At 59.2% G+C, this 23,460-nt stretch carries 21 protein-coding genes; 15 read left to right on the top strand and 6 right to left on the bottom strand.

The annotated features are described in order from the left end of the window. The first annotated feature begins 86 nt into the window (after positions 1 to 86). Both dph2 and V5N47_RS13940 read left to right on the top strand, forming a co-directional pair. The gene (gene dph2, locus V5N47_RS13945) at positions 87 to 1,124 is read left to right on the top strand and encodes a diphthamide biosynthesis enzyme Dph2 (RefSeq protein ID WP_338728358.1); all 1,038 of its coding nucleotides are present in this window, start codon (positions 87 to 89) and stop codon (positions 1,122 to 1,124) included. Positions 1,125 to 1,173: 49 nt separating this feature from the next. Next, complete coding sequence (locus V5N47_RS13940; protein WP_338728357.1) at positions 1,174 to 1,680, top strand: hypothetical protein; 507 nt, start codon at positions 1,174 to 1,176, stop codon at positions 1,678 to 1,680. Between the two features lies 1 nt (position 1,681). Here V5N47_RS13940 and V5N47_RS13935 read toward each other — a convergent pair whose 3' ends face one another. Beyond that, positions 1,682 to 1,939: a hypothetical protein gene (locus tag V5N47_RS13935; protein ID WP_338728355.1), complete on the bottom strand. Its 258-nt coding sequence runs from the start codon at positions 1,937 to 1,939 to the stop codon at positions 1,682 to 1,684. Between the two features lie 128 nt (positions 1,940 to 2,067). On the opposite strand from V5N47_RS13935, the gene V5N47_RS13930 reads away from it, so the two are divergent. Together V5N47_RS13930 and V5N47_RS13925 are read left to right on the top strand one after the other, a co-directional pair. Then, positions 2,068 to 2,457, top strand: coding sequence for a hypothetical protein (locus V5N47_RS13930; RefSeq protein WP_338728353.1), 390 nt, complete (start codon positions 2,068 to 2,070; stop codon positions 2,455 to 2,457). Continuing rightward, positions 2,457 to 3,077 carry an METTL5 family protein gene (locus V5N47_RS13925; protein ID WP_338728351.1) on the top strand — a complete coding sequence of 207 codons (621 nt, stop codon included), beginning with the start codon at positions 2,457 to 2,459 and terminating at the stop codon, positions 3,075 to 3,077. Before V5N47_RS13930 ends, V5N47_RS13925 begins: the two co-directional genes overlap by 1 nt. Before the next feature lies 1 nt (position 3,078). Here V5N47_RS13925 and V5N47_RS13920 read toward each other — a convergent pair whose 3' ends face one another. Beyond that, positions 3,079 to 4,722 carry a rhomboid family intramembrane serine protease gene (locus V5N47_RS13920; RefSeq protein WP_338728349.1) on the bottom strand — a complete coding sequence of 548 codons (1,644 nt, stop codon included), beginning with the start codon at positions 4,720 to 4,722 and terminating at the stop codon, positions 3,079 to 3,081. A 104-nt stretch (positions 4,723 to 4,826) separates the two neighbouring features. Between V5N47_RS13920 and V5N47_RS13915 the strand changes: the two genes are divergently transcribed. The 6 genes from V5N47_RS13915 to aceB all read left to right on the top strand — a co-directional run bounded on the left by V5N47_RS13915 (position 4,827) and on the right by aceB (position 10,851). Next, positions 4,827 to 5,657: an MBL fold metallo-hydrolase gene (locus V5N47_RS13915; protein ID WP_338728348.1), complete on the top strand. Its 831-nt coding sequence runs from the start codon at positions 4,827 to 4,829 to the stop codon at positions 5,655 to 5,657. Positions 5,658 to 5,738: 81 nt separating this feature from the next. Further along, complete coding sequence (locus V5N47_RS13910) at positions 5,739 to 7,079, top strand: hypothetical protein (protein WP_338728347.1); 1,341 nt, start codon at positions 5,739 to 5,741, stop codon at positions 7,077 to 7,079. A 41-nt stretch (positions 7,080 to 7,120) separates the two neighbouring features. Continuing rightward, entirely contained in the window at positions 7,121 to 8,047 is a 927-nt protein-coding gene (locus V5N47_RS13905; RefSeq protein ID WP_338728346.1) for a hypothetical protein, read from the top strand. A 248-nt stretch (positions 8,048 to 8,295) separates the two neighbouring features. Then, positions 8,296 to 8,463 carry a hypothetical protein gene (locus tag V5N47_RS13900; protein WP_338728345.1) on the top strand — a complete coding sequence of 56 codons (168 nt, stop codon included), beginning with the start codon at positions 8,296 to 8,298 and terminating at the stop codon, positions 8,461 to 8,463. Next, positions 8,457 to 9,470, top strand: coding sequence for an isocitrate lyase (gene aceA / locus V5N47_RS13895; RefSeq protein ID WP_338728343.1), 1,014 nt, complete (start codon positions 8,457 to 8,459; stop codon positions 9,468 to 9,470). Before V5N47_RS13900 ends, aceA begins: the two co-directional genes overlap by 7 nt. 79 nt (positions 9,471 to 9,549) lie before the next feature. Further along, positions 9,550 to 10,851 carry a malate synthase AceB gene (aceB, locus tag V5N47_RS13890; RefSeq protein ID WP_338728341.1) on the top strand — a complete coding sequence of 434 codons (1,302 nt, stop codon included), beginning with the start codon at positions 9,550 to 9,552 and terminating at the stop codon, positions 10,849 to 10,851. Between the two features lie 99 nt (positions 10,852 to 10,950). On the opposite strand, the gene eif1A is transcribed toward aceB, so the two are convergent. Continuing rightward, entirely contained in the window at positions 10,951 to 11,238 is a 288-nt protein-coding gene (eif1A, locus tag V5N47_RS13885) for a translation initiation factor eIF-1A (RefSeq protein ID WP_338728340.1), read from the bottom strand. A gap of 81 nt (positions 11,239 to 11,319) precedes the next feature. After that, positions 11,320 to 13,197: a zinc-binding dehydrogenase gene (locus tag V5N47_RS13880; RefSeq protein ID WP_338728338.1), complete on the bottom strand. Its 1,878-nt coding sequence runs from the start codon at positions 13,195 to 13,197 to the stop codon at positions 11,320 to 11,322. Positions 13,198 to 13,366: 169 nt separating this feature from the next. Between V5N47_RS13880 and V5N47_RS13875 the strand changes: the two genes are divergently transcribed. Both V5N47_RS13875 and V5N47_RS13870 read left to right on the top strand, forming a co-directional pair. Beyond that, entirely contained in the window at positions 13,367 to 14,983 is a 1,617-nt protein-coding gene (locus V5N47_RS13875) for a long-chain fatty acid--CoA ligase (protein ID WP_338728336.1), read from the top strand. Positions 14,984 to 15,117: 134 nt separating this feature from the next. Continuing rightward, positions 15,118 to 16,620 (top strand): Na+/H+ antiporter NhaC family protein, encoded by a 1,503-nt coding sequence (locus V5N47_RS13870; RefSeq protein WP_338728335.1) that lies wholly within the window; start codon positions 15,118 to 15,120, stop codon positions 16,618 to 16,620. A 189-nt stretch (positions 16,621 to 16,809) separates the two neighbouring features. Here the strand turns inward: V5N47_RS13870 and V5N47_RS13865 are convergent, their stop codons facing one another. Further along, positions 16,810 to 17,625 carry an IclR family transcriptional regulator gene (locus V5N47_RS13865; RefSeq protein WP_338728333.1) on the bottom strand — a complete coding sequence of 272 codons (816 nt, stop codon included), beginning with the start codon at positions 17,623 to 17,625 and terminating at the stop codon, positions 16,810 to 16,812. Between the two features lie 367 nt (positions 17,626 to 17,992). Then, positions 17,993 to 19,243, bottom strand: coding sequence for a Zn-dependent hydrolase (locus tag V5N47_RS13860; RefSeq protein ID WP_338728331.1), 1,251 nt, complete (start codon positions 19,241 to 19,243; stop codon positions 17,993 to 17,995). 669 nt (positions 19,244 to 19,912) lie between these two features. On the opposite strand from V5N47_RS13860, the gene V5N47_RS13855 reads away from it, so the two are divergent. Genes V5N47_RS13855 through V5N47_RS13845 form a run of 3 tightly spaced genes read left to right on the top strand, consistent with a single transcriptional unit; the run spans position 19,913 to position 23,460 of the window. Continuing rightward, positions 19,913 to 21,571: an ABC transporter substrate-binding protein gene (locus V5N47_RS13855; RefSeq protein ID WP_338728329.1), complete on the top strand. Its 1,659-nt coding sequence runs from the start codon at positions 19,913 to 19,915 to the stop codon at positions 21,569 to 21,571. A 14-nt stretch (positions 21,572 to 21,585) separates the two neighbouring features. Then, a complete protein-coding gene (locus V5N47_RS13850) occupies positions 21,586 to 22,545 on the top strand; it encodes an ABC transporter permease (protein WP_338728327.1) in 960 nt (319 codons plus the stop codon). After that, positions 22,546 to 23,460 carry an ABC transporter permease gene (locus V5N47_RS13845; RefSeq protein WP_338728325.1) on the top strand — a complete coding sequence of 305 codons (915 nt, stop codon included), beginning with the start codon at positions 22,546 to 22,548 and terminating at the stop codon, positions 23,458 to 23,460.

Below are 23,460 nucleotides of genomic sequence, written 5' to 3'. Positions count from 1 at the left end.
GAAGCGTGTGCCTAACGAGTGGCTAGGACACACGGTCAGTCGGGGAAACGTCGCTGTTAAACGTCAGTAGCCGCTACGAAGGCGCAATGACCAACGAATCGGAGTACTCAGAAGGCGACCTCCGAAACACGGGCCTCTCGCTCAAACACGACCGGGAGTGGGACTACGAACTCGACCGCATCATCGACGCTGTCGAAGACCGCGATGCGAAGAAAGTCGGCCTCCAATTTCCTGAAGGCTTAAAACGTCGCGGCCCTGCCGTCGCAGACGACCTCCGCACGCTCCTGCCTGACGACGTGACCGTGATGATTTCGGGCCAGCCGTGCTACGGTGCCTGCGACCTCGATACCTTCCTCATGCGCCGCACCGACGTGTTCGTCCACTTCGGCCACTCGCCGATGAAGGAGTCTGACAAAATCATCTACGTGCCACTCTTTTCGAACGTCGAAGTCACGCCCATCATGGAGGAGGCGTTAGCCGAACTCGACGGCGATGAGGTTGGCCTCGTCACCACGGCCCAGCACATGAACCGCTTCGACGAGATGCGCGACTTCTTAGAAGCCGAAGGGTTTACCGTCCACACCCGCCGCGGCGACGACCGCCTCACCCACGAAGGGCAGGTGCTCGGCTGTAACTACGCCTCTGCAGACATCGACGCAGACCACGTGCTCTACGTGGGCGGCGGCAAGTTCCACCCGCTCGGGCTCGCCATGGAGCACCCCGACAAGAAGGTCGTCATCGCAGACCCCGTCAACATGGTCGTCACCATTGCAGACACCGACAAGTTCCTCAAACAGCGCTACGCCTCGGTGCACAAGGCGATGGATGCAGAGACGTGGGGCGTTATCTTCTGTACCAAAATCGGGCAGGGTCGCTGGGAGATTGCCCAAGAAATCTTAGAGACCAACGAGAACGCCTACCTCATCACGATGGACGAGGTCACCCCAGACCGCCTGCTCAACTTCGGGTTCGACGCCTACGTGAACACCGGTTGTCCGCGCATCACGACCGACGACGGACCACGGTTCAAAAAGCCGATGCTCACGCCCGGTGAGTACGAGATTGCGATTGGCGAGAAACCACTCGACGAACTCGAATTCGACACGTTCCACGGGACCTGGTGAACATCGCTCGCAGCGCACGTTTATCCGCTCCCATCGCCTATTTTCAGGTATGAGCGAGGGTGCATTGACGGGGACGCAGGGAGAGGGCCGACGGCCGGAGTCGAACACCGAACTGCGCACGATTGGGTTTCGATTACGCGAGATTCAACGATTGTTGAGCATGCGAGTACTGCAAGAAAACGTGCGACTCGAAGCCGAGGGGTTAGCGCCGGTCACCGAAGCTGTATTCTTCAAAGAAGGCACACCGGGGCACGCCGTTTCGCACCACCACGTGAAATCGCAGGCAGCCCAACTCGGCGGGCTTGACCTCGGCGCAGACGTGCGGGTGGCGCTCCTCGGTGGCGCGGTCATTTCAGGGACGACGGGGCCCATCGACTACGTTCCGACAGAGAGCCTAAGACTGGAACTGCGTCCCCGAGACGACTCGTCCATGCGGTACGAAATTCGGGCCGTCGTCGAGGAAACGGGGTGGTCGCCGGTCACGGTTCGGCGCTACGAACTCGGTGATGACGACTGGGAGGTTCTCGGCGTCGTGCGAAGCGTCGAGACCGAATAAGTTACCCCTCCCCTTCCGACTGGTACGGTTCTCCGACCGCGTGTTGCGGGAGCAAGCCGAGAATTTCGTTCAGCAGGTCGTCCTGTGACTCGAACGTATCTTCGTGTGACCGTTCGAGAAGCGCTCCCAGGTTCTCGTGGCCGTCTGCGAGCAACAGCGTCACGTCCGCGCACGCAGTTGTGACGGCTCCCCGAGAGAGCGGATAGTCGAGTTCGCCGAGTACGTCGTCTAGTTCGTTGAGCTTCACTTTCTCGTTCATACGAAACAGACGCGTGCACGGTGCTTAGCGGTAGTTCAGGCGGACGTGACCGTCCCGTCTCACACACCAGATAATTACTATTGTGCATACACAAAACTATTAGTATGTCTATGGGGAATGGTGTGTCAATGAGCGCAACCCACGATGTCAGCCGAGCCCTCGATTGCTGTGAGCCAGATGATGCAACTCCCGTGACCCTTGATGCGACCGAACTCGATTCGACGGGGGCTGCGTACCTCCGGTCGCTTCGCGGCGCACTCAAAGAGAACAACTTCGTCCCCTCACGCCTGCGGCTCACGGCGGCGTTCGATGAGGACTGTTCGCTTGCCACCCAGCGCGAAATCGACCGCGTGCGCGAGTACGTCCGCGTCGCGGACTTCCTCGGCGCGACGACGCTCTCAGTCAGCGTCGATGCCGTTGAAAACCCTGAGAAGGTGCGACCCGCGCTCTCTGCGTGCCGAGAGCGCGCAGACCGAGAAGGAATCACCCTTGAGGTGACAGGCCCAATTACACTCTAATGGGAACCAAACGCGCACTCGAACAACAGTTGGCTGTCGTCGCCGGGTTCGAGCGACCGAAAGCGAGTCTCGAACAGTACCGGACGCCGCCCGACCTTGCCGCACACCTCATTCACATCGCCGACTTGCAAGGCGACGTCGAAGACCGCCTTGTGGTCGATTTAGGTACCGGCACCGGCATGCTCGCGCTCGCCGCCGCCCTCCGCGGCCCCACACGCGTCGTGGGCGTGGACGTAGACCCAAAACCGCTGCAAACCGCCCGCGAGAACAGACGTCGTGTCGGCACGCGCACCGACATCGAATGGGTGAACGCAGACGCCACGCGCCTGCCGCTCTGCCCCGACGAGCAAACGACCGTCGTGATGAACCCGCCGTTTGGCGCACAGGACGACAACGTCCACGCAGACCGCGCATTCTTAGCGACCGCCGCCGCGCTCGCGGGCGTGTCCTATTCGGTACACAACGCCGGAAGTCAGCAGTTCATCGAATCGTTCGCCACAGACCACGGCGGCGAGGTCACCCACGCGTTTCAGGCCGCCTTCGAGGTGCCAAAACAGTTCGAGTTCCACACCGAGGCATCGAGAACGCTCGATACCGAAGTGTTCCGCATCGAGTGGTAAGCTACCCCTCGTAGGTTTCGCGCGCCGCCACCTGGATGCGTGTGCCGTTGTCGCGCACGTAGATTTTATCATCTGTTCGCGTAAAGTCGAGGCCGCCGACCGCCACGGTTTCGTTCGGCGCGGGGAGCAGGGCTCGGTCGAGCGTTTCGTTCTCACGCGTGACGATGACGTCGTAGCCGAGCTGTGATGGGACGAGCGAGATGTTTTTGTTCGAGATCGTGAATCCAGCGCGCGATTCGTCAGAGACGAACGCGAGGGTTTCTGGGGCACCGGGGCGCTGGAGGTGGACTTTGTACACAGAAGCATTGTCAACGACCGTCCAGCCGTCTCTCGTGACCGTGATGGTTTCCTGCCAGCCAACGCCGCCGACGCGGACGGTTTCTTGACCGGAGAAGGCCAACCGCCCCCTCGTCACTGCCGTTGTCCAAATATGTCGTTGTTCGCTGATGACGATGACGCCGGAGGTGTTCACGCGCGTCGTCTCGTTGAACGCGCTCACGTTGATGGCGAGAATCATCTGATTCGGTACGTCCTCTGCGTAGGAGATGGTGTAGTCTCGAACCTCGACGGCGTTCAGTCCGGGGGCGGTCGGGTCGTCAACCGTCGTGAGATTGACCGGGACAGTCGGAACGCTGAGGAGCAACAGTCCCACAACGAGCAGGCCGGACGCTGCTTCCCACCGAGAGAGGTCGAGTGCGCGGATGAGCGGTCGGTCTGAGGCGCTCACGCCGACGGCGATGAGGACGGCGAGCGAAAAGACGAGCGCCGTGCCGAGCGCCCGATAGAGGACGAACGTTTCAGCGCCGCGGAACCAGTACACGGCCCAGAGCCCTTGACCGACCGAGAACAGGAGCGCGCCGAGCCAGAGTCGGAAGGCGTTTGGCCTGACCTTGCGCCGGTGGATGAGGAACACGCCGAGAACGACGCCCGCGAACAGGCCGAGTGCGTGGCCCTGAATCGCAATCGACGCCCACCACGGCGTCTGGAAGACGGGGCCAGCTTGGGCCTCAGTGATTGGCGTGCGGAGCGCGCTGTAGACGAGACTGATGACGCTGCTCGCAGAGAGCCCGATGATGGTGGTGAGTGGATAGCGCACGAGCGCGAACCCGGCGAAGGCGAACACGACGCCGGAAAAGCCGATAACCGGGCCGAGCGCGAACATGCCGGTGAAGATGCCGACGACGACGACCGCGCCGACGAACGCGAGGATACGCGCGAACGGATTGGTGCGAAACGAGGTAAACGTCTGCGTGCCACGTTCTGTGGGATAGTGGCTGAAGGCGTACTCGGCAATCGGGGCGAGCGCGAGCGTGCCGATGAGGTTGCCCAGCAGGTGTCCGGGACTCGCGTGGGAGAACGGCGCGGCGATGATACCAAGCGGGTAGAGATACGACCACGCCCGGAAGGGAATGACCAGCGGGCGATACCAGTCTGCGATGCCCTGTTGGAGAAACAGGTAGACGAAGAGGACGCCGACGATGACGATGAGGGTGCCCCACGGCACGCCGAGGACGAGTCGTTTCCGGAGCGGGTCGCCCCACCGGCTTTCGTGCCGGTCGAGCCACCAGACCGCAACAAACGAGACGAGAACGGCAAGCACGGTGGCCAGTTGCCAGAGGAAGCGCCCGGACGGGAGGGAGACCATTAACAATGAGTGAGAACCTCCTGCCTCTTTGTTCCTCCGTCCGGTGATTTGCCCAGCACCGGGGAGACGACACGTTTAGGCCGGTGGTGGCCACAGTGTCGCACATGATTCACTCAGACTGGGGCGATTGGCTTCCGAAAACGGTTGCGGAGGCAGAGCCAGAGGGCGTTTCCGTCTGGTATCTTGGATGCAACGGCTTCATCCTCAAAGGCGCAGAAGGAACGACGCTGTTCATCGACCCGTATCTCGGCACGGGCGACCCCGGCCGGACGCTCCGCATGGTTCCGGTTCCGTTCGACCCCGAAGACGTTGTTGAGGCTGACGCGCTGCTCTGTACGCACGAACACTCAGACCACGTCCACGGCGAGAGCCAAGCGCCCATCCTCGCAAACACGGGCGCGACGATGTACGCTCCCGATGATAGCCTCGCGGTGGCGAAGGAAGAAGGCTGGGCTGAGACGTGGGACGTCTCAGAGCGGCAGTTCCACGAGGTCGCAGAAGGCGACACGCTCACCGTTGGCGAGTTCGACATCACCGTCGAAGTCGCTCACGACCCAGACGCCACGCACCCCGTCTCCTACGTCATCGAACACGACGCGGGGACGTTCTTCCACGGCGGCGACTCGAAGCCGCACGAAAAATTCGAGCGGGTCGGCGAGGAGTACGACATCGACCTCGGCGTGCTCGCCTTCGGCTCTGCGGGGATGATTCCAGATAAACAGACGCGCGTCCCGAAGTACACGAAGTGGTACGCGGACGAAAACGAGATTATCGACGCCGCACGGGCGCTCAAACTCGAGCGTTTACTGCCAAGTCACTGGGATATGTGGAAAGGGCTAACCGCAGACCCGACTGCGCTCCACGACCACGCACGGCGTTTCGAGTATCCGAAACGACTTGAAATAGCAGAAATTGGCGACTGCGCCTCTCTATAGCCCGTTTGCACGGGCCGAATACTGTATTTTTTATGGAATTTCTCGGGTAGTTTTATGTATTTTCCGGAGAGATTCAGAAGTATGAGTAACTCACCCGTCGCAGAAGAACTCGCGGTTTCTCTAGAGGATGTCACGGTCACGAAATCCTATCAAGCAGAGAAGTTTCCGGTTCCTGCTATCGAATTCGTGGTCGAATCCAAGCGCGACGCCGACGCGCTCGTTCGCATCATTGACTACCCCCCGGAGAATATTCCGAAAGATGACCTCGGCTTTCACCCTGAGTTCGGCGCGAGTCACTGGACGGTCGCAGAGGACCACATCGTTTTCGAGCGGACGGTTGCGGCGGGCGAATCGTACACGACCGTCTACGGGATTCGAGACGTAGACGACGAGGGAATCGAGGCGTTCCTCACTGAGCCTGAACTCGTCGTCGTGGATGCGAGCGCAGACGTCGAAGCCGTCCTCGGCGAGGACAACAATCAAGTCGTCCGCGAGGTGCTCGCGGGCACCACAGAGACGCTTCCAGGCGCAGATACAGCAGACACGGACCACGAGGAGATCGAGATTCCAGACCCCGAACCAGCAGACGAGGAAGACGAAATCGAACCACTCGAACTCGAAGACCCCGACCCAGCGCCAACTGCAGTCGAAGAGCAAGCCGACGCTGAACACCCAGCCGGTGCCGACGAGCCTGTCGAACCAGTTGCAGAACCCGCAGAGAGTGACGCGGAGGACGAAGCAGAACAGGAGACTGAAGCAGAGAGTCGCGGGCCTTCCATCATGCCGGGCAACGTCGCGGCGGCGCTCGCAGCCGAAGTGCGCGAAGGGCGCGTGTCGAGCGATGCACTTGACGTGTTGCGCGAGGAACTGACCGAAGAAGCCCACGACGACAGCAACGACGTGCGCGTAAAACACATTCAGGCGCAGGTCGCAGACCTCACAGCGTACACGTCCGCGCTCGAAGAGTTTATCGACGAAAACGGCCCCGGTCGCCACCTCCTCGACAATCTCAAGAGCGAACTCGCAAACATAAACGACGATCTCCACGACCTGAACCAGCGCGTTGCGTCCAACGACAAATCGATTCGCACGCTCGAAGACGACTCGCTCGAACTGCGCGACAACATCAACGAACTGGATGAGCAAGCCGCGACCGTCCGCGGTAACCTGGGCGCGCTCGAAGACGACGTGTTAGAGGTGCGCGGGGACGTAGACGACATCGAAGGCGACGTGAGCCGACTCGACGAGACGATAGACGACGTGGTTGCAGAACAGGAAGAACAACTTGCAGAACTCACCGAGAAACAAAAGCGCCGCCTTGATGAGGTACAGGCAACCCAAGCGGAGTTAGAAGCGACGGTTGCGGAGATGAAGCAGTGGCGCGACCAGCTCGCTGGCGTGTTTGGCGGCAGTTCCGAATAAGGACCGCAATCTGTTTTACAGGCAGTCCCTTGGACTCGGTAATGACCGAGACGATTCCGGTCGCCGTGCCACGCAAGGGCCGCCCGCTCGAAGCCGTCTTAGAGCGCCTCGCGGCTCGCGCCCGGGAACTCGACGAGACCGCGCCGTTCGACAATGTTGCAGACCACGTCATCTCGACGCTCCGCTACGAGAAGGCCATCACGAAGGGGAAGCAAGCCGCGGAGCAGTCCGTCTACGACCGGCTCGCCGACTATAGCGACTTAGCCGACCCGGAAGCGCCCGAGTTTACGCTGTTGCGTGACGACCGCGAGGCGATGCCCCGCCGCATCGTGTTCGACAGCGTCACCGTGCCTGTTGGTGACGTGGAAGTCCAACTCGTCGGGCGTGAAGAACCGTTTCGCGCGCTCAGAAAACACGAGTTTGCGCTTGGCTTTGATAGCGCAGACCTCGTGTTAGAGGAGGTAGTCGAGTTGCGCGAAGAGCCGCTCGCGCGCATTGCCGACCTGAACGCGCGTATCAGCCCGCGTGATACGGACGTGCGCGTCGTGACCGGCCTCGGCGATACGGTGTATCACACGCTGCTCGTGAGTCAAGAGAAAAAGGCTGACGGCCCAGACGTGCCCCTTGGTCACGAGTTCGTGAAAGCCCACGACGGGCCGTTGTGTATCTCGCCGCGATACGAACGCCTCGTGGAAGCCGTCCTCGGCACCGAGGCCATCGAGAATGTCACCTTCTGCTATCCAGACGAAGGCACCGAGGAAGAAGAAGCGATTGCGGACGTTGGCCTCGGCGTCTATCTCACGGTGACTGGTTCGACGGCGCGCGACTATGGCCTCGAACTCGGCGAACGACTGTTCCCGAGCGAAACGGTGTTGCTCGAAAATCACAAGGAGGCAACGACCGACGCCGCCCGAAAGGCAAAGATGCTGTTCAGTAGCCCCGACCTCGACACCAAACTGTCGGTCTGAACGCGCCTTTTTCGGAAGCCGAGGGCCGAGTGGCCACAATGGTTTGTCACGGTTTGTCACTTATATTGTTTGAATTTGTCTAGAGCCATTAACCCCATTATAGAATATTAACATTATAAATCATAAAGGTTTTTTACTGGCTCGTAGTTCGCTTTGTTGTAGTGACAAACCATGAGCGTACATACAGCAGTACATCGCCGGTCTGCACAGCTTCCCTACCAGCCAGCAACCCCACCCAGTCGAACCACATGCCACGACACACTGACGACCTGACCGCACCACTCGTCCCGCACATCTACGCGGATGGCGAGGACGACCGAGAACCAACGCGGACCGACTTGTACGAACAACTCACGCAGCTCCGAACGCAACTCGACCAACTCGAAACAGACCTGAGAGACTCATTCCAATGTTAGACGACTACATCACCGACACGAACTTCGACATCAAAGACATCGACAACCCGAAAGCCCGCGAACTCCGAAACAAGCTCAACACCCAAGACTACGTGTTCGCCCCGGGCCTCTATCACGCCTTAGACGCCCGGCTCGCGGAGATGGCTGGCCACGATGCAGCCTACATGTCCGGCTACTCGACCGTGCTTGGCCAGTTTGGCTTCCCTGACTTAGAAATGGTCACGATGACCGAGATGGTCGAGAACGCAAAGCGAATGTGCGAAGCCACGAACCTCCCAGTCATCGCAGACTGTGACACGGGCTACGGCGGCATCCACAACGTCCGACGTGCAGTCCGAGAGTACGAGAAGGCCGGCGTCGCCGCCGTCCACATCGAAGACCAAGTCTCGCCAAAGCGCTGTGGCCACATCGCGGGCAAGCAAATCGTCTCCCGAGACGAAGCCCGCGCCCGCTTCGAGGCCGCCGTGGACGCAAAACAGTCAGAAGACACTATCATCATCGCCCGCACGGACGCCTACGGCTCCGCAAACGGCGACTGGGAAGAACACTTAGAGCGCGGGCGCATCTACGCCGACGCCGGTGTCGACCTCGTTTGGCCAGAGATGCCAGACCCATCGCGCGAAGACGCCGTGAACTACGCAGAGACGATTCACGAGACCCACCCAGACCTCAAACTCGCGTTCAACTACTCGTCGTCGTTCCGCTGGTCTGAGCAGGAAGACCCACTCACCTTCCAAGAACTCGGCGACCTTGGCTACAAGTACCAGTTCATCACGCTGTTCGCGCTCCACTCCGGCGCATACGCCGCCTACGAGGACATGAAGAACCTTGCAGAGAACGCAGAACAGGCGCAGTTCGACTTAGAACAGAAGTACATCGGCCACCCAACCGAGAGCCACCACGAACTCTCGAACGTTCCACGCTACCAGGACATCGAAAAGCAGTTCGACCCACTCGCCAGAGAGCGCATCGAATCTTCAGAAGGGTTCGCAGAGTCAGACGACTGAGCGCTCTCGAATCGTTTTTCCGTATCACTCATGCAGTTGACATAGCATTTAATCAACTACCCGACAAAGCAGACTACCAATGACAGAACGAATACACGGCAGACAGTTTGTTCGAACGTTTTTCACCACGCCAACCGCGGTGGAAGGAGAGCAAGACTCAGCGAAGATGCTCCGGAGCGCAATCAAGCTCCGTGGGATGAAAGCCCCAGACGTGTGGGTTCCGGACAATGAAGACGCGACCGCCCCCTCGATGCGCGACGAAGGCGCCGAAAACATCATCGACGTCGTCTCAGAAGGCGGCGCGGAGTTCCCCGGCGAAATCCATCCGCGCATTGTCTGGCACCGCGACAGCCCGGCAACCCGCTATCAAGGCTTCAAGCACATGCTCGAAATCGCAGACCCAGAGCGCGGCGCGATAGAGCACATCGACGGGTTCGTCATCCCCGAAGTGGGCGACATCGACGACTGGAAAAAAGCGGACGAGTTCATCACCATCGTCGAACACGAACACGGCCTGCCAGAGGGCAGTATCAACATGTCCGTCATCGTCGAAAGCGGTGAAGCCGAGTTGGCGATGGGCCACCTCCGCGACGAGATGGGCAAGCCAACGAACAACTTAGAACGCCTGTTCATGCTCGTCGACGGTGAAGTGGACTACACGAAGGACATGCGCGGGATGACGCCCACCGGGTCGCTCCCTCCGTGGCCGGAACTGCGCCACAACACCTCGCGTGCAGCGAGCGCCGCGGGTCTCATCGCGGTCGATGGACCGTACGACAATATCCGCGACGTCGAAGGCTACCACACTCGCATGACCGAGAATCACGCGAAGGGGATGCTTGGCATCTGGTCGCTCACACCCGGCCAAGTGGTCGAAGCGAACAAAGGACCACTCCCACCGAAGACCGGAAGCTGGCACATCGAAGCCGGAGACCGCCGGGTCGAACTCACGCCCGAAGACGGCGTGCAGGTGTACGACGGCGACCGCGTGTCGGTCACAGAGACCGACGGTGGCTACGTCCTCCGCGTGGGCACCGACGAGCAGGAACTCACAGAAGACGAACTCCGAGAGGAACTGTTGAATCTGACCGTCTACGTCCCGAGCATGGACGATATCGTGGACTCGATGGAAGAGTTCGAGACGGCGCGCGACGCGGGCAGAGGCGCAATCGCCATCACGCAGTCGGCGACGATTCGCATCGGCGAGGTCGACATCGCCATCAACAAAGACCGGATGTGGGACGAAGCGACCTTCCAAGCAGCGATGACCCCGATTGCACTCTTCCAAGACGTCTACGAGAATCGGCCAGACCAACACGACGACTTGGCGGCGTTGTACGGCGAAGACATCGTCGAGCGTGCAGCAAACGTCGGACGCTGAGCAGGCTTCATTTTACTTTTTCGAGCGGAGAGCCAGTGCTCTCAGTCACAAAGCGAAAAGAACAGGCTGACACCCGACTGCGGGTTCAGAGGAGAATCGTTACTGGATGTGGCCTTCGCGGCGCAGCTGGGCGGCGTCCTGTTTGGTGTAGCGCCACTCGATGTTGGCCTTCTCGTCTTGCCACGACCACGGTTCGATGAGAACCACGTCATCCTCGTTAATCCATGTCCGATACTTCATCCGGCCGGGAATGCGTCCCAGCCGGGTTTCCCCGTCTTGACACTGGAGACGGACGTGGTTGCCACCGAGCATCTCGGTGACGACCGCGAACATCTCGTCGCTGTTTGGCATGCGGAGGTTCCTCCGCCCACCTTCTTCTTCACTCACAGTGGGATTATGTGGTCACGACGGATAACTCATTGGAGATACGTGCGAGCGAAGAACACACCGAAAAAGCGGATTGCGAGGTTACTGCTCGTCCCAGGCTTCGAGTAAGGCCGCTTCGTCCGCAAGCCCGTCTTCAGGCAGGGCGTGGTTGATGACGTAGGAGCCTTCCTCGTGGGTGTTGTCCCACATGTCTTGGTGGGCTTTCGGCGCGTCGTCCCACGCGGTGAGGTGGGTTTCTGGGACGCCGAAGGCATCGAGTTCGATGGCTTCGTTCATCTGGGCGACCTCCCACGGATTTTTCATGTGCGTCCCGAAGATTTCGGTGGACGGCATGTAGATACGCCGCTGGCGCATCCAGACCTGCGGGGCGTAAAACGAGTAGCGACGGCCCGCCATCTCCTCTGCGAAGACGACGCTTCCCTGATATGGGAAACAGAGCATCGAAGAGACGGCGAGCGTGTTCTGGCCCGCGCGCTCGAACACCACGTCGGGGTTGCCACGCGGGTTGTTCGGCGACTTCAGGATGCCACCGAGCGCGATGCCGAGTGGCTTGAACATCTTGCCCATGTACGCGCCCAGATTGCTCGGGTCGTCGATCGATGGGAAGCTGTCCATGAACTCGAAGGAGTCGTTTTCTGCAGCGAGAGTTTCGAGGCTGATGACGCCCGTCACGTCGTACTCGCTCTCGACGTAATCTGCCTGCTCGTCGGTTTCGGTGATGACGGCGACGCGTGCGCGACTACCGAGTGCAGACTCGATGGCGTCCTCAGCAACCGCGTCTTCGGTGCCGGAAACGTCTTCTGGCGTGCCGTACCAGACGAGCACCGACTGGCCGGGCCGGAGGTGTGCCCGCGAGAACATCTCTTCGGGTTCGACGCTGCTGCCTTTCCCGATAAAGGAGAGTTCGTGGCCCGTCGAAGCGCCGTAGAACGTGAGGCGGCCGCCGTCTCCAAGGAGTTGGTAGCTGCGCGAGAAGGCGAGTTTCCCTGCGTGCGAGACGGCGTAGTCTGCGAGTTCGCCGTCGTTTTGTTCGCGGTAGGTGTCGAGGAGCGGTTCGCCCGCAGCTTCCCACTCGGCCCACTCGTCGGGGTCGTGTGGCACGTCGGTCATGGCGTCTACGAGCGACGCATCTTTGCGGTTGATGGTCGCGGTCGCACCGGCGTCGCGAGCGCGCTGGGCGCGTTCGTCACTGGAGACGAGACCCGTGACGTTGAGTCCCTGACTCGCGGCCATGACGACGGCGTCGCGGCCCGTCCCGGTGGATGCACCTTCGACGAAGAGGTTCGAGTTCGGCTCCACGTCGAGGCTGGTAAAGAGGGCGCGGTAGATGGTGCCCATCGTGAGAATGTAGGAACCGGCCTCGGTGAGGTTTAAGTTCTGTGGTGGTTTGAACAGCTGCGTGCCTTGGGCGACCATGAACTGCTGGTGAGAGCCGTCCGGCGTCTGGTAGCCCTGAATCTCGTAGCTCGAGAACATCGGGTCTTTCGACGCTTTCGGGTCGATTGGGTCGAACTGTCCGGCGTAGACGTTTACGAGGTCGCCAACTTCGATGCGGCCCTGTTCTTCGATTGCCTCACCGACGGAGACGACGTAGCCAAGGCCGCCGGAGCCGGTGATGTGCCACGGAATGTCGTGGCCTTTGAACGTCGAGACGGGGTCACCCGCGATTGCCCACGAGTCGTTGAAGTTGACTTCGGAAGTGAGCAGGTAGACGAGGGCGTCCATCGGGCCGGGCTCTTCGACCGGCACGACGATTTCTTTTTCTGCCTCATCGTTGAGCGGTTCGCCGTGGATAGGTTCGCCGTCGTCGTCGCCAATGATACCCCATGCAAGCTGGTACGGAGGAATGTCGGTTTCACCAGGATAGAACGGTGCGCCAATTGGGAGCAGATCACCGGCTTCGATGAGGTTTTCGACGAGGTCATCGGAAGCGAGCTCTGGTGGTTCAATCGTTCCCATGGCTCACACGTTCCCGGAGCGCAGTGATAAACGTAACTTGTGCAAAATCAAATACAATGGTTAATCGCCAATGTCGCGTGTGGTGAATTTTCAGAAATGGTAACTAGACAAGTTTTGCCCGGTACCCAACGTGTTATATGTTACAATGGGACAACTGTGAGAGTACTGAATGCCATCTTCAAACATGACGCTTCTGTCGTACTTCACCCGGGCGACACGGCTCTTTCCGGAGAAAGAAGTCGTTTCGTGCCCGCCGGATGGAGACCGACGGTACACGTATGCGGAGTTCGAAGACCGCGTTGCCGGACTCGCCGCCGGGCTTGCTGAACTTGGCGTCGCTGAAGGGGCGCGCATCGGGACGATTGGCTACAACCACCACCGCCACTACGAGGCGTACTTCGCCGTTCCGCTCTCTGGTGGCCAGCTTCACACCATCAACGCCGTCCTCCCCGACAGTCACGTTTCGTACATCGTAAACGACGCCCAAGATTCCGTTTTGCTCGTAGACCCGGGTGACCCGCTCAAAACAGTCGAGCGCGTCTGGGATGCTATCGACTGTGTCGAACACGTCGTGGTCATGAGCGATTCTGTCCCTGACACCGACCTTCCAGCAGTTGCCTACGACGACATCGTAGTCGAAGACGCAACGGTCGAGTGGCCGGAACTCGACCCAGGCCAACCGGCGAGCATGTGTTATACGTCGGGCACCACGGGCAAGCCAAAGGGTGTCGAGTACACCCAGTCGATGCTGTATGCCCACGGCATGATGCTCATGTCGCCTGCGAGCATGTGCATTGACGAATCTGACGTGGTGCTCCATACCGTTCCGATGTACCACGTCAATGCGTGGGGGCTTCCCTACGCAGCGACCGTCGCGGGCGCAAAACAGGTGTTCCCCGGCCCCTCACCGACCGTCGAAGAACTCGCCCATCTCATCGAGACAGAAGGCGTGACGCTCACCGGCGGTGTGCCGACGGTGTGGATTTCCATGCTCGAATATCTCGACGAACACGACGTGGACATCTCCTCGCTCGACCGCATCGTCGCGGGAGGGAGCGCCGTCCCCGAAGGTGTCATGCGAACCTACGAAGAGGAGTACGGCGTCACCATCGACCAAGCATGGGGGATGACCGAAACGATGAGCATCTCCAGTGTGTCGCGGCCAAAATCCTACATGCGCGACTGGCCACAAGAACGCCAGTTCGAAAAACGGGCCAAGCAGGGCATTCTAGCTCCAAGCCTCGACATGAAAGTCGTGAACACCAAAGGTGAAGAGATACCGTGGGACGGCGAAACGTTTGGCGAACTCTGGATCCGCGGGCCAACCGTCGTAGACGAGTACTACAATCGACCGGATGCGACCGCAGACAGCTTCGAAGGCGACTGGCTCAAAACAGGCGACATCGTCACCGTAGACGACCACGGCTACATCGAGCTCGTCGACCGAGACAAAGATATCATCAAAAGCGGTGGCGAGTACATTTCGAGCATCGAACTCGAAAATCAGCTGATGGGTCACGACGAAATCACGGAAGCCGCGGTGTTCGCAATCCCCCACGAGAAGTGGCAAGAGCGCCCCGCAGCGACGCTGAAACTGCGACCTGAAAGCACGCTCACCGCAGACGAAGTGCGGGAATTTTTGAGCGACTCCTACCCGCGCTGGTGGCTCCCCGACACCATCTTGTTCGTCGATGAAGTGCCGAAAACTGCAACTGGAAAGTTCGATAAGAAGCGATTGCGAGAGCAGTTCGAGCAGACGACGTTAGAGCAGACACCAGACAGATAATATTCTCAAACAGTTTCTTGTGCCAACGTATGCCAGAGCCACCCGCGAGAAGCAACCTCTCCCATGCCATTGAATGTCCTTCGTGCATACGATAGACACCTTCATATGCGCCTTGGAAATAAGCCGAAGCAGAGATGGCAACACTGTCATTCGAACCGCTCTCGTACGACGACATTCCAGTCGAGGAACGACCGACGCTGTTCCAGGCATTGGTGCCCGTTCTCGGGATGCTCACCTTCCTGAGTGTCGGTGCAATCGGGCTTGGCCTCGACGCCCACATGCCGCTGTTGTGGGGCATCGTCCTCACCGGGCTTGTCGGGCGCTACTGGATTGGCATTTCGTGGACTCGCATGTACGAAGGCATCGTTGATGGACTGCGCATGGGGATGCAAGCGATACTGATTATCTTCATCATCTACCTGCTCATCGCCACGTGGACGGGGTCGGGCACGATTCCCGCACTCATCTACTACGGCCTCGATATCCTGAATCCGCAGGTGTTCCTCCCCGCGACTGCACTGCTCGCGGCCATCGTCGCCTTCTCCATTGGCTCCTCGTGGACCACCGCCGGGACGCTCGGTGTTGCGTTCATCGGCATCGGAGCCGGGCTTGGCGTCCCCGAGCAGATGACCGCTGGCGCGGTCCTCACGGGGGCGTACACAGGCGACAAAATCTCGCCGCTCTCAGACACCACGAATCTCGCTGCGGCCGTCACGAACACCGACCTCATGACCCACGTGCGCACCATGCGCGTCGGGACGTCGATTGCGATGGGGATTTCGCTCGTCCTCTACACCATCCTCGGGCTCAACGCCGCTGGCGCGATTCCAGCAGAGAGCGTGGGGAACATCCAGTCGGCAATTGCAGGAACGTACAACCTCTCGCCGCTCGTCTTCTTGCCGCTGCTCATCACCTTTGGCCTCGCACTCACCGGCTTCCCCGCCCTGCCAGCACTCGGCGCGGGCATCTTCGCGGGTGTGTTCACGCAGTTCTTCCTCCAAGGGCCACTCACGGTTGCGAACTTCGTCGCCGCGTGGGAAGTGCCGATGTATGGCACGGAACCAGAGACCGGTTCTGAGCTTGTCAATGGCCTCCTCGCCTCCGGCGGCGTCGTAGGCGATTCGGCATGGACCATTACCATCGTTGTCGCCGCACTCGCACTCGGTGGTATCTTAGAACGCACGGGCGTTATCGCCGTGTTGACCCACCACCTGAGCAAGGCCATCACGTCGGTCGCTGGCCTGACCATCGGGACGGCCGTCTCCGCCTTTGGCATGAACATCCTCGCCGCAGAGCAGTACATGAGCATCGTCGTCCCCGGGATGAGCCTCCGTGGCCTCTACGAGGACTTCGACTTAGAGAGCCGCAACCTCTCTCGTGGCATCGAAGCCGCAGGGACGACGACGAGCGCGCTCATTCCGTGGAACGCCGGTGCAATCTACATGACTGGCGTCCTCGGCGTCGCGCCGTTCGCCGGTTCGATGGGGCTCCAAGGCTACGCGCCGTACTACTTCCTTGGCTTCCTCTCGCCGCTCATCCTCGTCGCGATGGGGCTGACTGGCTGGCGGATTACGAAGCAAACAGAAGAGACACAGGCTGGTCTCAAGGGCGCCATCTCGTCGCTCGGCGACGACTAACCGCCCACCGTTCTCTTCGTTTCACTGATTTATCGAAATTCAATCATATTTTGCGTATAAAACACCTCGTTTGAGTGAGTGGTCTTTACGAAACCAAAACAACAGTTTTGGAAGCGAAAACACTGACCCCACATTTGTGAAACGGAGGAGGTGAAAACGAAAAGACGTACTAGCGAGTGGAGAGGAACGCTACGACAGGTTTGGCAAATTCGAGCTTTGGTCTGACATATTGATGTTCACTTCGATGACGTTTGCCGTGCTCATCACCAGTTCTGGAATCGTCTCGTGAAAGCGGTCGCCTTTGAGGCGACTGGTCGGCCCGGAAACGCTGAGCGAGCCGAGGACGGTTCCTTCACGGTCGCAGATGGACGCACCAACAGCCCGCAGCCCTTCGATTTCTTCTTCGTCGTTGCACGAATAGCCTTGCTCGCGGATACGCGCTAACTCCTCGTGGAGGTCCGCTGCAGTGGTAATCGTGTTCGCCGTCCGAGAGACGAGACCGTGGCGCTCGACGATGGTGTCGACGCGCTCTCGCGGGAGTTCCGCGAGGAGTGCTTTGCCGGTTGCAGAGTAGTGTAAGTAATCCGGTTTCTGGAGTTTCGCGGTCTGGTAGTCGCTGCCGACTGCTTTCGGGCCGTGGACTTTGTAGAGGTTGATGCCAAGCCCATGTTGTTCGGTCGAGAGGTGGACGTACTCGCCACACTCCTCTGCGAGTCGGTCGAGTTCGGGGCGGGCAACGCGATAAATCTGTGAGCGGTTGCGGACGTACTCTCCGAGGAGGAGGAACTGGTAGCTCAGTTCGTAGTCATCGCCCGATTTGACGACGAGATTCTTCTGTCGAAGCGTCGTGAGGTGGTTGTAAACGGCGCTTTTCGAGAGGTTGAGGTGATTCGCAAGTTCGGTGACGCGAGCGCCATCGAGTTCGACAAGCGTGGTGATGATGTCGGCCGACGTGCTCACCGTCTGTAACGTGCGAGAAGAGCGATCGCCCGGCAATTCAGCCATGTGTAAACCATGAACCGTTGGCACATAGCCGTTTCCCCCTCGAACAATCGTGGAAAACGGTTGAAACCCACATGCGTGGGTCGAATTATAACCTGACTGTCAAAATTACGAATGGCACAAACGAATCAGAGACGAACTGAAACGGTAGGAGACGGCTGATTTAGGGGGTGTTCTCATTTGCGACAACCTCAGAAGCGACATTTGGGGTAAATTATTATTACTTTCCGCGCGCGTGCGCGTGCGCAAACTAATATTTATTACTCTAATCAGCTGTTTTTTGGCGACAACCGATGCAATACAGTCTGTCGCGTAGGTACAATCGGACGAGGAGATGGTGATGAACGGTGGACAAACAGCGAATCGAGCGCTACTGACAGGCGAGGTCAGCCATCGCCCCGGCGAGAACGCGGGTTGCTGCTGCACAGTCCTCCCAATCGGTCCACTCGAGCGGTGAGTGAGAGATGCCGTCTTTGGATGGCGCGAACAACAGCGCTGCGTCCGTGACTGCCGCCACGTTCATCGTGTCGTGGGCAGCCCCGGAGTGGAGGTCGAGCGTCGAAATATCGGCCGTTTCGCCAGCGACGTGGAGTGCGTCGCGACACCGATTTGCCATTGGGACGGGTTCGCGATGCCACGGTCGGTCGAAGCTCGTTTCCACATTGCGTTCGTTCTCGAGACGTGCAAGGCTCGTTTTGGCCGCAGACACAATGTGTTCCATCGACGCTTCGGCAACGTCTCTTACGTCTACGGTGAGCGTGGTTGCTCCGGCAATCACGTTTGGAGCGTTCGGTGAGACGCCGAGTTTGCCAACGGTTCCGACCGCGGTTTCGCTTTCCTGTTCGACGTACTCGTTGGTGGCCGCCTCGATGTCGAGGATGAACTCACTTGCCGCAGCGAGGGCGTCGGTTCGGTCACCCATCAGCGTGGCTCCGGCGTGGTTCGCTTCACCGAGAATCTCGATTGTACAGCGGGTGATACCGGTAATCGTCGTCACGACCCCCGCACTCACGTTTTCGGCTTCGAGTCGGGTGTCCTGTTCGATGTGGAGTTCGAACCATGCGTCCCACGCACTGGCATCAACGATGCCCTCACCAAGATAACCAATCTCAGAAAGGACGTGTTCGAGTGAGACACCGTCGTCGTCGGTGAGCGCGAGCGTTTCTTCGACTGTGTAGTCTCCAGTGGCAACCGCAGAGCCGAGCAGTCCCCCACCGAAGCGCTGGCCTTCCTCCTCGGTGAACGAGACAACCTCAATCGGTCGTTCCGGTGCAATTGCTGCGTCTTGCATGGCCCGGACGGCTTCAAGGGCGGCGTAGACACCGAGTGGCCCGTCGAAGATGCCACCACGGGGAACCGAATCGAGGTGGCTGCCCGCGGCAATTGGTGGCGCATCGGGGTCTGCACTTTCTGGCTCCCACCGACCTACGATGTTCCCGACAGCATCGACATGAACGGCCAGGTCCGCGGCTTCGAGCCGTGAGATGAGAAAATCACGAGCCTTGCGATCTGCCTCGGTGCCGGTGAGAACAGTCCGACTTCGACCGCGTTCGACAGCGACAGCGCCGAATTCGGCGTTCGCTTCGAGGTCATTCTGCAATCGCTCTGTGCATACGTCCATATATGGCCAGCACTTTGTGGAGAAGTAGTATTTTATTCTTCCTATTGCGGGGAAATTCTGGAAAATTTCCAATTTGTATGTTTCGCGTGCGAGCGAGAGCCACACAGCAGAACGGTATGTTTTCAAACAACGCATCGCTGAGCTATCGGAAGTACCGCATTGAGAGTGAGACAGCTCGTTTCGAGTATAAACAACAATGAGGAACGTTATTTCGAAATTCCGCTCATGAGTTGCTCAAACGCCTATTTTCGAGAGGGAGATGGGATCGCGTAGAAACTCCTCACAGTATATAAAGAGCAATAAAACTGCCAGTCGAGAGATAGTAGTAGTTCTGACAGAAATAGGGGGTTCAGTGAATTTGGTTTTCTAGCGACGCGATTGTGGCTCCGTAGACAGGCAGAACTCGTCGTAGACAGGTCGGAGTGAGGCGCACAATTGTCTAACTCTGTACACGGTATCACAGTGTCTCAGTAGTTATTTGAGTAAATCTCCATTGAATAACAACAAGTGTCGTCGTTCGAGCGGGTGCACCATAGTTCTGCGCTGCGGAGATTCCCAAACCCCACCCCCGCTTTCAGAGAATGTTTCTGGGAGTATTATGTAAGAAGTAAGAGTGAACTGTCTGGGACACCGAATGATTTAAGTGCAGTAACTTGGATAGCCGAAGGTATGTCTCGGGATGGCAATGCAAACGAAAATCAACACGAACAGGCTTCCTCTCCGCATCCGGAAAACCGCTTGAATCGTCGGAGATTCATCACCGCAGCCTCGGCGACTGGCGCGCTTGCGCTCGCTGGCTGTATGGGTGGCGGCGACGGTGGCGATGGTGGCGACGGTGGCAGCGGCGGAGATGGTGGCTCGGGCGGCGACGGTGGCAGCAGTGGTGAGCCACAGTCCGGTGGCACCCTCAACTGGGGCGGCAGTGTCCCCGTCCAGACCCTCGACCCACACCTTGAGAGCGCCGCCGCATCGGCTCGCGTTCTCGAAAACATCACCGAAGGCCTGCTGACGGTCGACTGGGAATACAACCTCCAGCCAGACCTCGCAAAGTCGTGGGAAACGTCAGAAGACAACACGAAACTCACCTTCGAGCTCAGAGAGGGCGTGAAGTTCCACAACGGCGAGGAGATGACCTCAGCCGACGTGCTCGCCTCGCTCGAACGCGTCGCAAACGGCGAGCAATACCTCGCCAACGGCTACTTCGAGAACGTCGATTCGATGAAAGCGCCGGACGATTACACGTTCGAAATCACGCTCACCGAACCGTTTGCGCCGTTCCTTGCTCGCATGGCGACCTCGGAGATGCACGTCGTCCCCGAAGCGCAGGCTCAACAAGACCAGATCAAAGAGCCAATCGGCACGGGTCCGTTCCAGTTCGACAGCATGGAAATCGAGAGCGAGTTCGTGATGACCAAGTTCGAGGACTACTGGGGCGAACCAGCGATGCTCGACAAGGTCGTCAAAAAGGAAGTGTCGGACGCAAGCGTCCGACTCCAGTCGTTCCAGGCTGGCGAACTCGATTTCATCAACGACGTCCCACCAAAAGACGTCCAGAGCGTCGAATCACAGTCGAACACGCGCTTTGAGACCACCTTCCCGAAAGCGCTTGTCTACATGGGGCTCAACTGTAACCGCGAACCGTTCGACGACAAACACGCTCGCCTCGCACTCGACTTCGCTATTGACAAAGCAGAAGTCGCAGAGGCAGCCCTCTACGGTACGGGCAAGCCAGCCGCGACCCCAGCCGCACCGGGCAGCCCGTGGGAGAACACGGACTTAGAACCACGGCCAAAGGACTTAGAGAAGGCGAAAGAACACCTCGCACAGTCGGCCTACCCAGACGGCTACACGGCGACGTTCAAGATTCCAGAGCCGTACGCAGCACAGGTTACTGCGGCGAAAATCATCCAAGACTCCGCCTCCGAAGTCGGCATCAACTTAGAGATTCAGAAGATTCCGTGGAGTCTGTGGCTCTCTGACGTCTACAGCAAACAGGACTTCCAAGCGACCACGTCGTCGTACCTCGCACTCTGGTACCCTGACGTGTCGTACTACAAGTTCCTCCACCCGAACGGTGCGTACTTCTTCACCGGCTGGGAGAACGACGAGTACAACACGCTCGTCGAAGACGCCCGCCGCATCTACGACACCGACGAGCGGGCAGAAAAGTACCACCGCGCCGCAGAAATCCTGCAAGAAGACCGTGCAGGCCACCTGTTCTTGTTCTGGCAAGCGAACCTGTTCGCCGCAGATTCGAGCTACCAGGGCAAAATCGGCGCACCGGACGGCTCTACCCTGCGCTTCGAAGACAACTGGCTCGACCAATAATTCGACTCTGAACGATGTCCCTGCACAACTATCTCGCTCGCCGGGTCGGGTTCATGGTGGTGACACTGTTTCTCGTGTCACTCATCACGTTCGCCATCACGAACATCCTCCCGGGCGACGTTGCACTGTTGATTCTCGGCCCGAACGCCGGCGAAGAGAGTCTCCACCAACTCCAGACCCAACTCGGCCTCAACCAGCCACTCTACATCCAGTATCTCAGCTGGGTACAGGATGTCGTGGTTGGGAACATGGGCACCTCCATTCGCTTTGGAGACCCCGTTGCCCAGCTCATCGCTGAAAAACTCCCACGGTCGCTGATGCTTGCGGTGGCTGCGACGTTCGTCGCCATCATGCTCGCCATCCCCCTCGGCGTCATCGCCGCCGTCAAGCAGAACGAAGGGCCCGACCTCGCGGCCTCCTCGTTCAGTTTCATCGGCGTCTCCATCCCCATCTTCCTCTGGGGGCTAGTGTTCATCCTCGTGTTTGCGGTATGGCTCGACTGGTTCCCCACCGGTGGGTACGTCCCGCCGAGCGAAGACCCGGTTGCCACGCTCAAACACCTCGTGTTGCCAGCCACCTCGATGGGCTTTGCGCTCACCGCCTACGTGATGCGGATGACTCGCTCCAGCATGATTGAAGTGCTGAGCGAGGAGTACATCCGCTTTGCCAAGGCAAAGGGCATGACTCAGCGAGTCATCGTCCTGCGTCACGCGCTTCGCAACGCAATCATCCCGGTCATCACGGTCATCGCATTCCAGTTCAGCTACGCCTTCGGTGGCGTCGTTGTGCTCGAAAAGGTGTTCGTCTGGCCGGGCATCGGGAATCTCACGCTCACCGCCATCCAGAGCAGGGACATCCCGCTGTTGCAAGGCTGCATCATCGTGGTTGCCCTCATCTTCATGCTTTCGAACTTCACGGCCGACCTGTTGTACGCCTACTTCGACCCACGCATCCGCTACGGAGGTGACGAATAGATGTCGAATGCAGAAGTTACGAACTCTGCTGATAAATCGGAGTCGCTCAGCGAACAGTACGCCCCACAGATAGAGCGCACAAAGCGCTTTGTCCGGAAATTCCGACGCAACAAGAAGGCGATGATCGGACTCGTCATCGTATTCACGCTCATCTTGACCGCGCTGTTTGCACCCTACATCATCCCACACTCAATCCAAGAGACGAACATCCCGGACCGGTCACAGGCACCGTCGCTCGAACATCCGTTCGGCACGGACGACCTCGGGCGCGACATCTTCAGTCGCGTCATCATGGGAACGCGTATTTCGCTGAAGGTCGGCTTTGGGTCGATTGCTGCAGCCCTCGCCGCCGGGACGATTATCGGAACTGTCTCCGGGTATTACGGCGGTGTGGTAGACGAGGTGTTGATGCGGATGATGGACGCGCTCATGTCCTTCCCGCCGATTCTCCTCGCGCTCACCGTGATGGTCGTCATCGGTCCCGACCTGAACAACGTCATCTTGGCGCTCGGATTCGTGTACACGCCGTACATCGCCCGCGTGGCTCGGAGTGCCGCACTTTCGGTGCGCAACGAGTCGTTCGTCGAGGCAGCAACTGCCCGCGGTGAGAGTGATTCATTCATCATCTTCCGCGAGGTGTTGCCAAACTGTATCGCCCCACTGCTCGTCCAAGGGTCGATTAACATCGCCTTTGCCATGCTACAGGAAGCGAGTCTCTCGTTCCTCGGGCTTGGCACCCAGCCCCCAAACCCGTCGTGGGGGCTGATGATCGACACCGGACGTGACTTTATGCAAACTGCACCGTGGATGATTATCTTCCCGGGAATGGCCATCGCCATCACCGTCATCGGGTTCAACATGCTCGGTGACGGCCTGCGCGACGTGCTTGACCCCAAGGTGGACACCGTCGAATGA

Source organism: Haladaptatus sp. DJG-WS-42, assembly GCF_037198285.1.
In the GTDB taxonomy this organism is placed as follows: domain Archaea; phylum Halobacteriota; class Halobacteria; order Halobacteriales; family Halococcaceae; genus QDMS2.
The sequence above is the reverse complement of the archived record's forward strand: the minus strand, read 5'-3'. Positions and strand labels throughout refer to the sequence as shown.

Bases quoted from the DNA above. Each gene is read 5' to 3' on its own strand.
- dph2 (WP_338728358.1), top strand. From the start codon at position 87: ATGACCAACGAATCGGAGTACTCAGAAGGCGACCTCCGAAACACGGGC.
- V5N47_RS13940 (WP_338728357.1), top strand. From the start codon at position 1,174: ATGAGCGAGGGTGCATTGACGGGGACGCAGGGAGAGGGCCGACGGCCG.
- V5N47_RS13935 (WP_338728355.1), bottom strand. From the start codon at position 1,939: ATGAACGAGAAAGTGAAGCTCAACGAACTAGACGACGTACTCGGCGAA.
- V5N47_RS13930 (WP_338728353.1), top strand. From the start codon at position 2,068: ATGAGCGCAACCCACGATGTCAGCCGAGCCCTCGATTGCTGTGAGCCA.
- V5N47_RS13925 (WP_338728351.1), top strand. From the start codon at position 2,457: ATGGGAACCAAACGCGCACTCGAACAACAGTTGGCTGTCGTCGCCGGG.
- V5N47_RS13920 (WP_338728349.1), bottom strand. From the start codon at position 4,722: ATGGTCTCCCTCCCGTCCGGGCGCTTCCTCTGGCAACTGGCCACCGTG.
- V5N47_RS13915 (WP_338728348.1), top strand. From the start codon at position 4,827: ATGATTCACTCAGACTGGGGCGATTGGCTTCCGAAAACGGTTGCGGAG.
- V5N47_RS13910 (WP_338728347.1), top strand. From the start codon at position 5,739: ATGAGTAACTCACCCGTCGCAGAAGAACTCGCGGTTTCTCTAGAGGAT.
- V5N47_RS13905 (WP_338728346.1), top strand. From the start codon at position 7,121: ATGACCGAGACGATTCCGGTCGCCGTGCCACGCAAGGGCCGCCCGCTC.
- V5N47_RS13900 (WP_338728345.1), top strand. From the start codon at position 8,296: ATGCCACGACACACTGACGACCTGACCGCACCACTCGTCCCGCACATC.
- aceA (WP_338728343.1), top strand. From the start codon at position 8,457: ATGTTAGACGACTACATCACCGACACGAACTTCGACATCAAAGACATC.
- aceB (WP_338728341.1), top strand. From the start codon at position 9,550: ATGACAGAACGAATACACGGCAGACAGTTTGTTCGAACGTTTTTCACC.
- V5N47_RS13880 (WP_338728338.1), bottom strand. From the start codon at position 13,197: ATGGGAACGATTGAACCACCAGAGCTCGCTTCCGATGACCTCGTCGAA.
- V5N47_RS13875 (WP_338728336.1), top strand. From the start codon at position 13,367: ATGCCATCTTCAAACATGACGCTTCTGTCGTACTTCACCCGGGCGACA.
- V5N47_RS13870 (WP_338728335.1), top strand. From the start codon at position 15,118: ATGGCAACACTGTCATTCGAACCGCTCTCGTACGACGACATTCCAGTC.
- V5N47_RS13865 (WP_338728333.1), bottom strand. From the start codon at position 17,625: ATGGCTGAATTGCCGGGCGATCGCTCTTCTCGCACGTTACAGACGGTG.
- V5N47_RS13860 (WP_338728331.1), bottom strand. From the start codon at position 19,243: ATGGACGTATGCACAGAGCGATTGCAGAATGACCTCGAAGCGAACGCC.
- V5N47_RS13855 (WP_338728329.1), top strand. From the start codon at position 19,913: ATGTCTCGGGATGGCAATGCAAACGAAAATCAACACGAACAGGCTTCC.
- V5N47_RS13850 (WP_338728327.1), top strand. From the start codon at position 21,586: ATGTCCCTGCACAACTATCTCGCTCGCCGGGTCGGGTTCATGGTGGTG.
- V5N47_RS13845 (WP_338728325.1), top strand. From the start codon at position 22,546: ATGTCGAATGCAGAAGTTACGAACTCTGCTGATAAATCGGAGTCGCTC.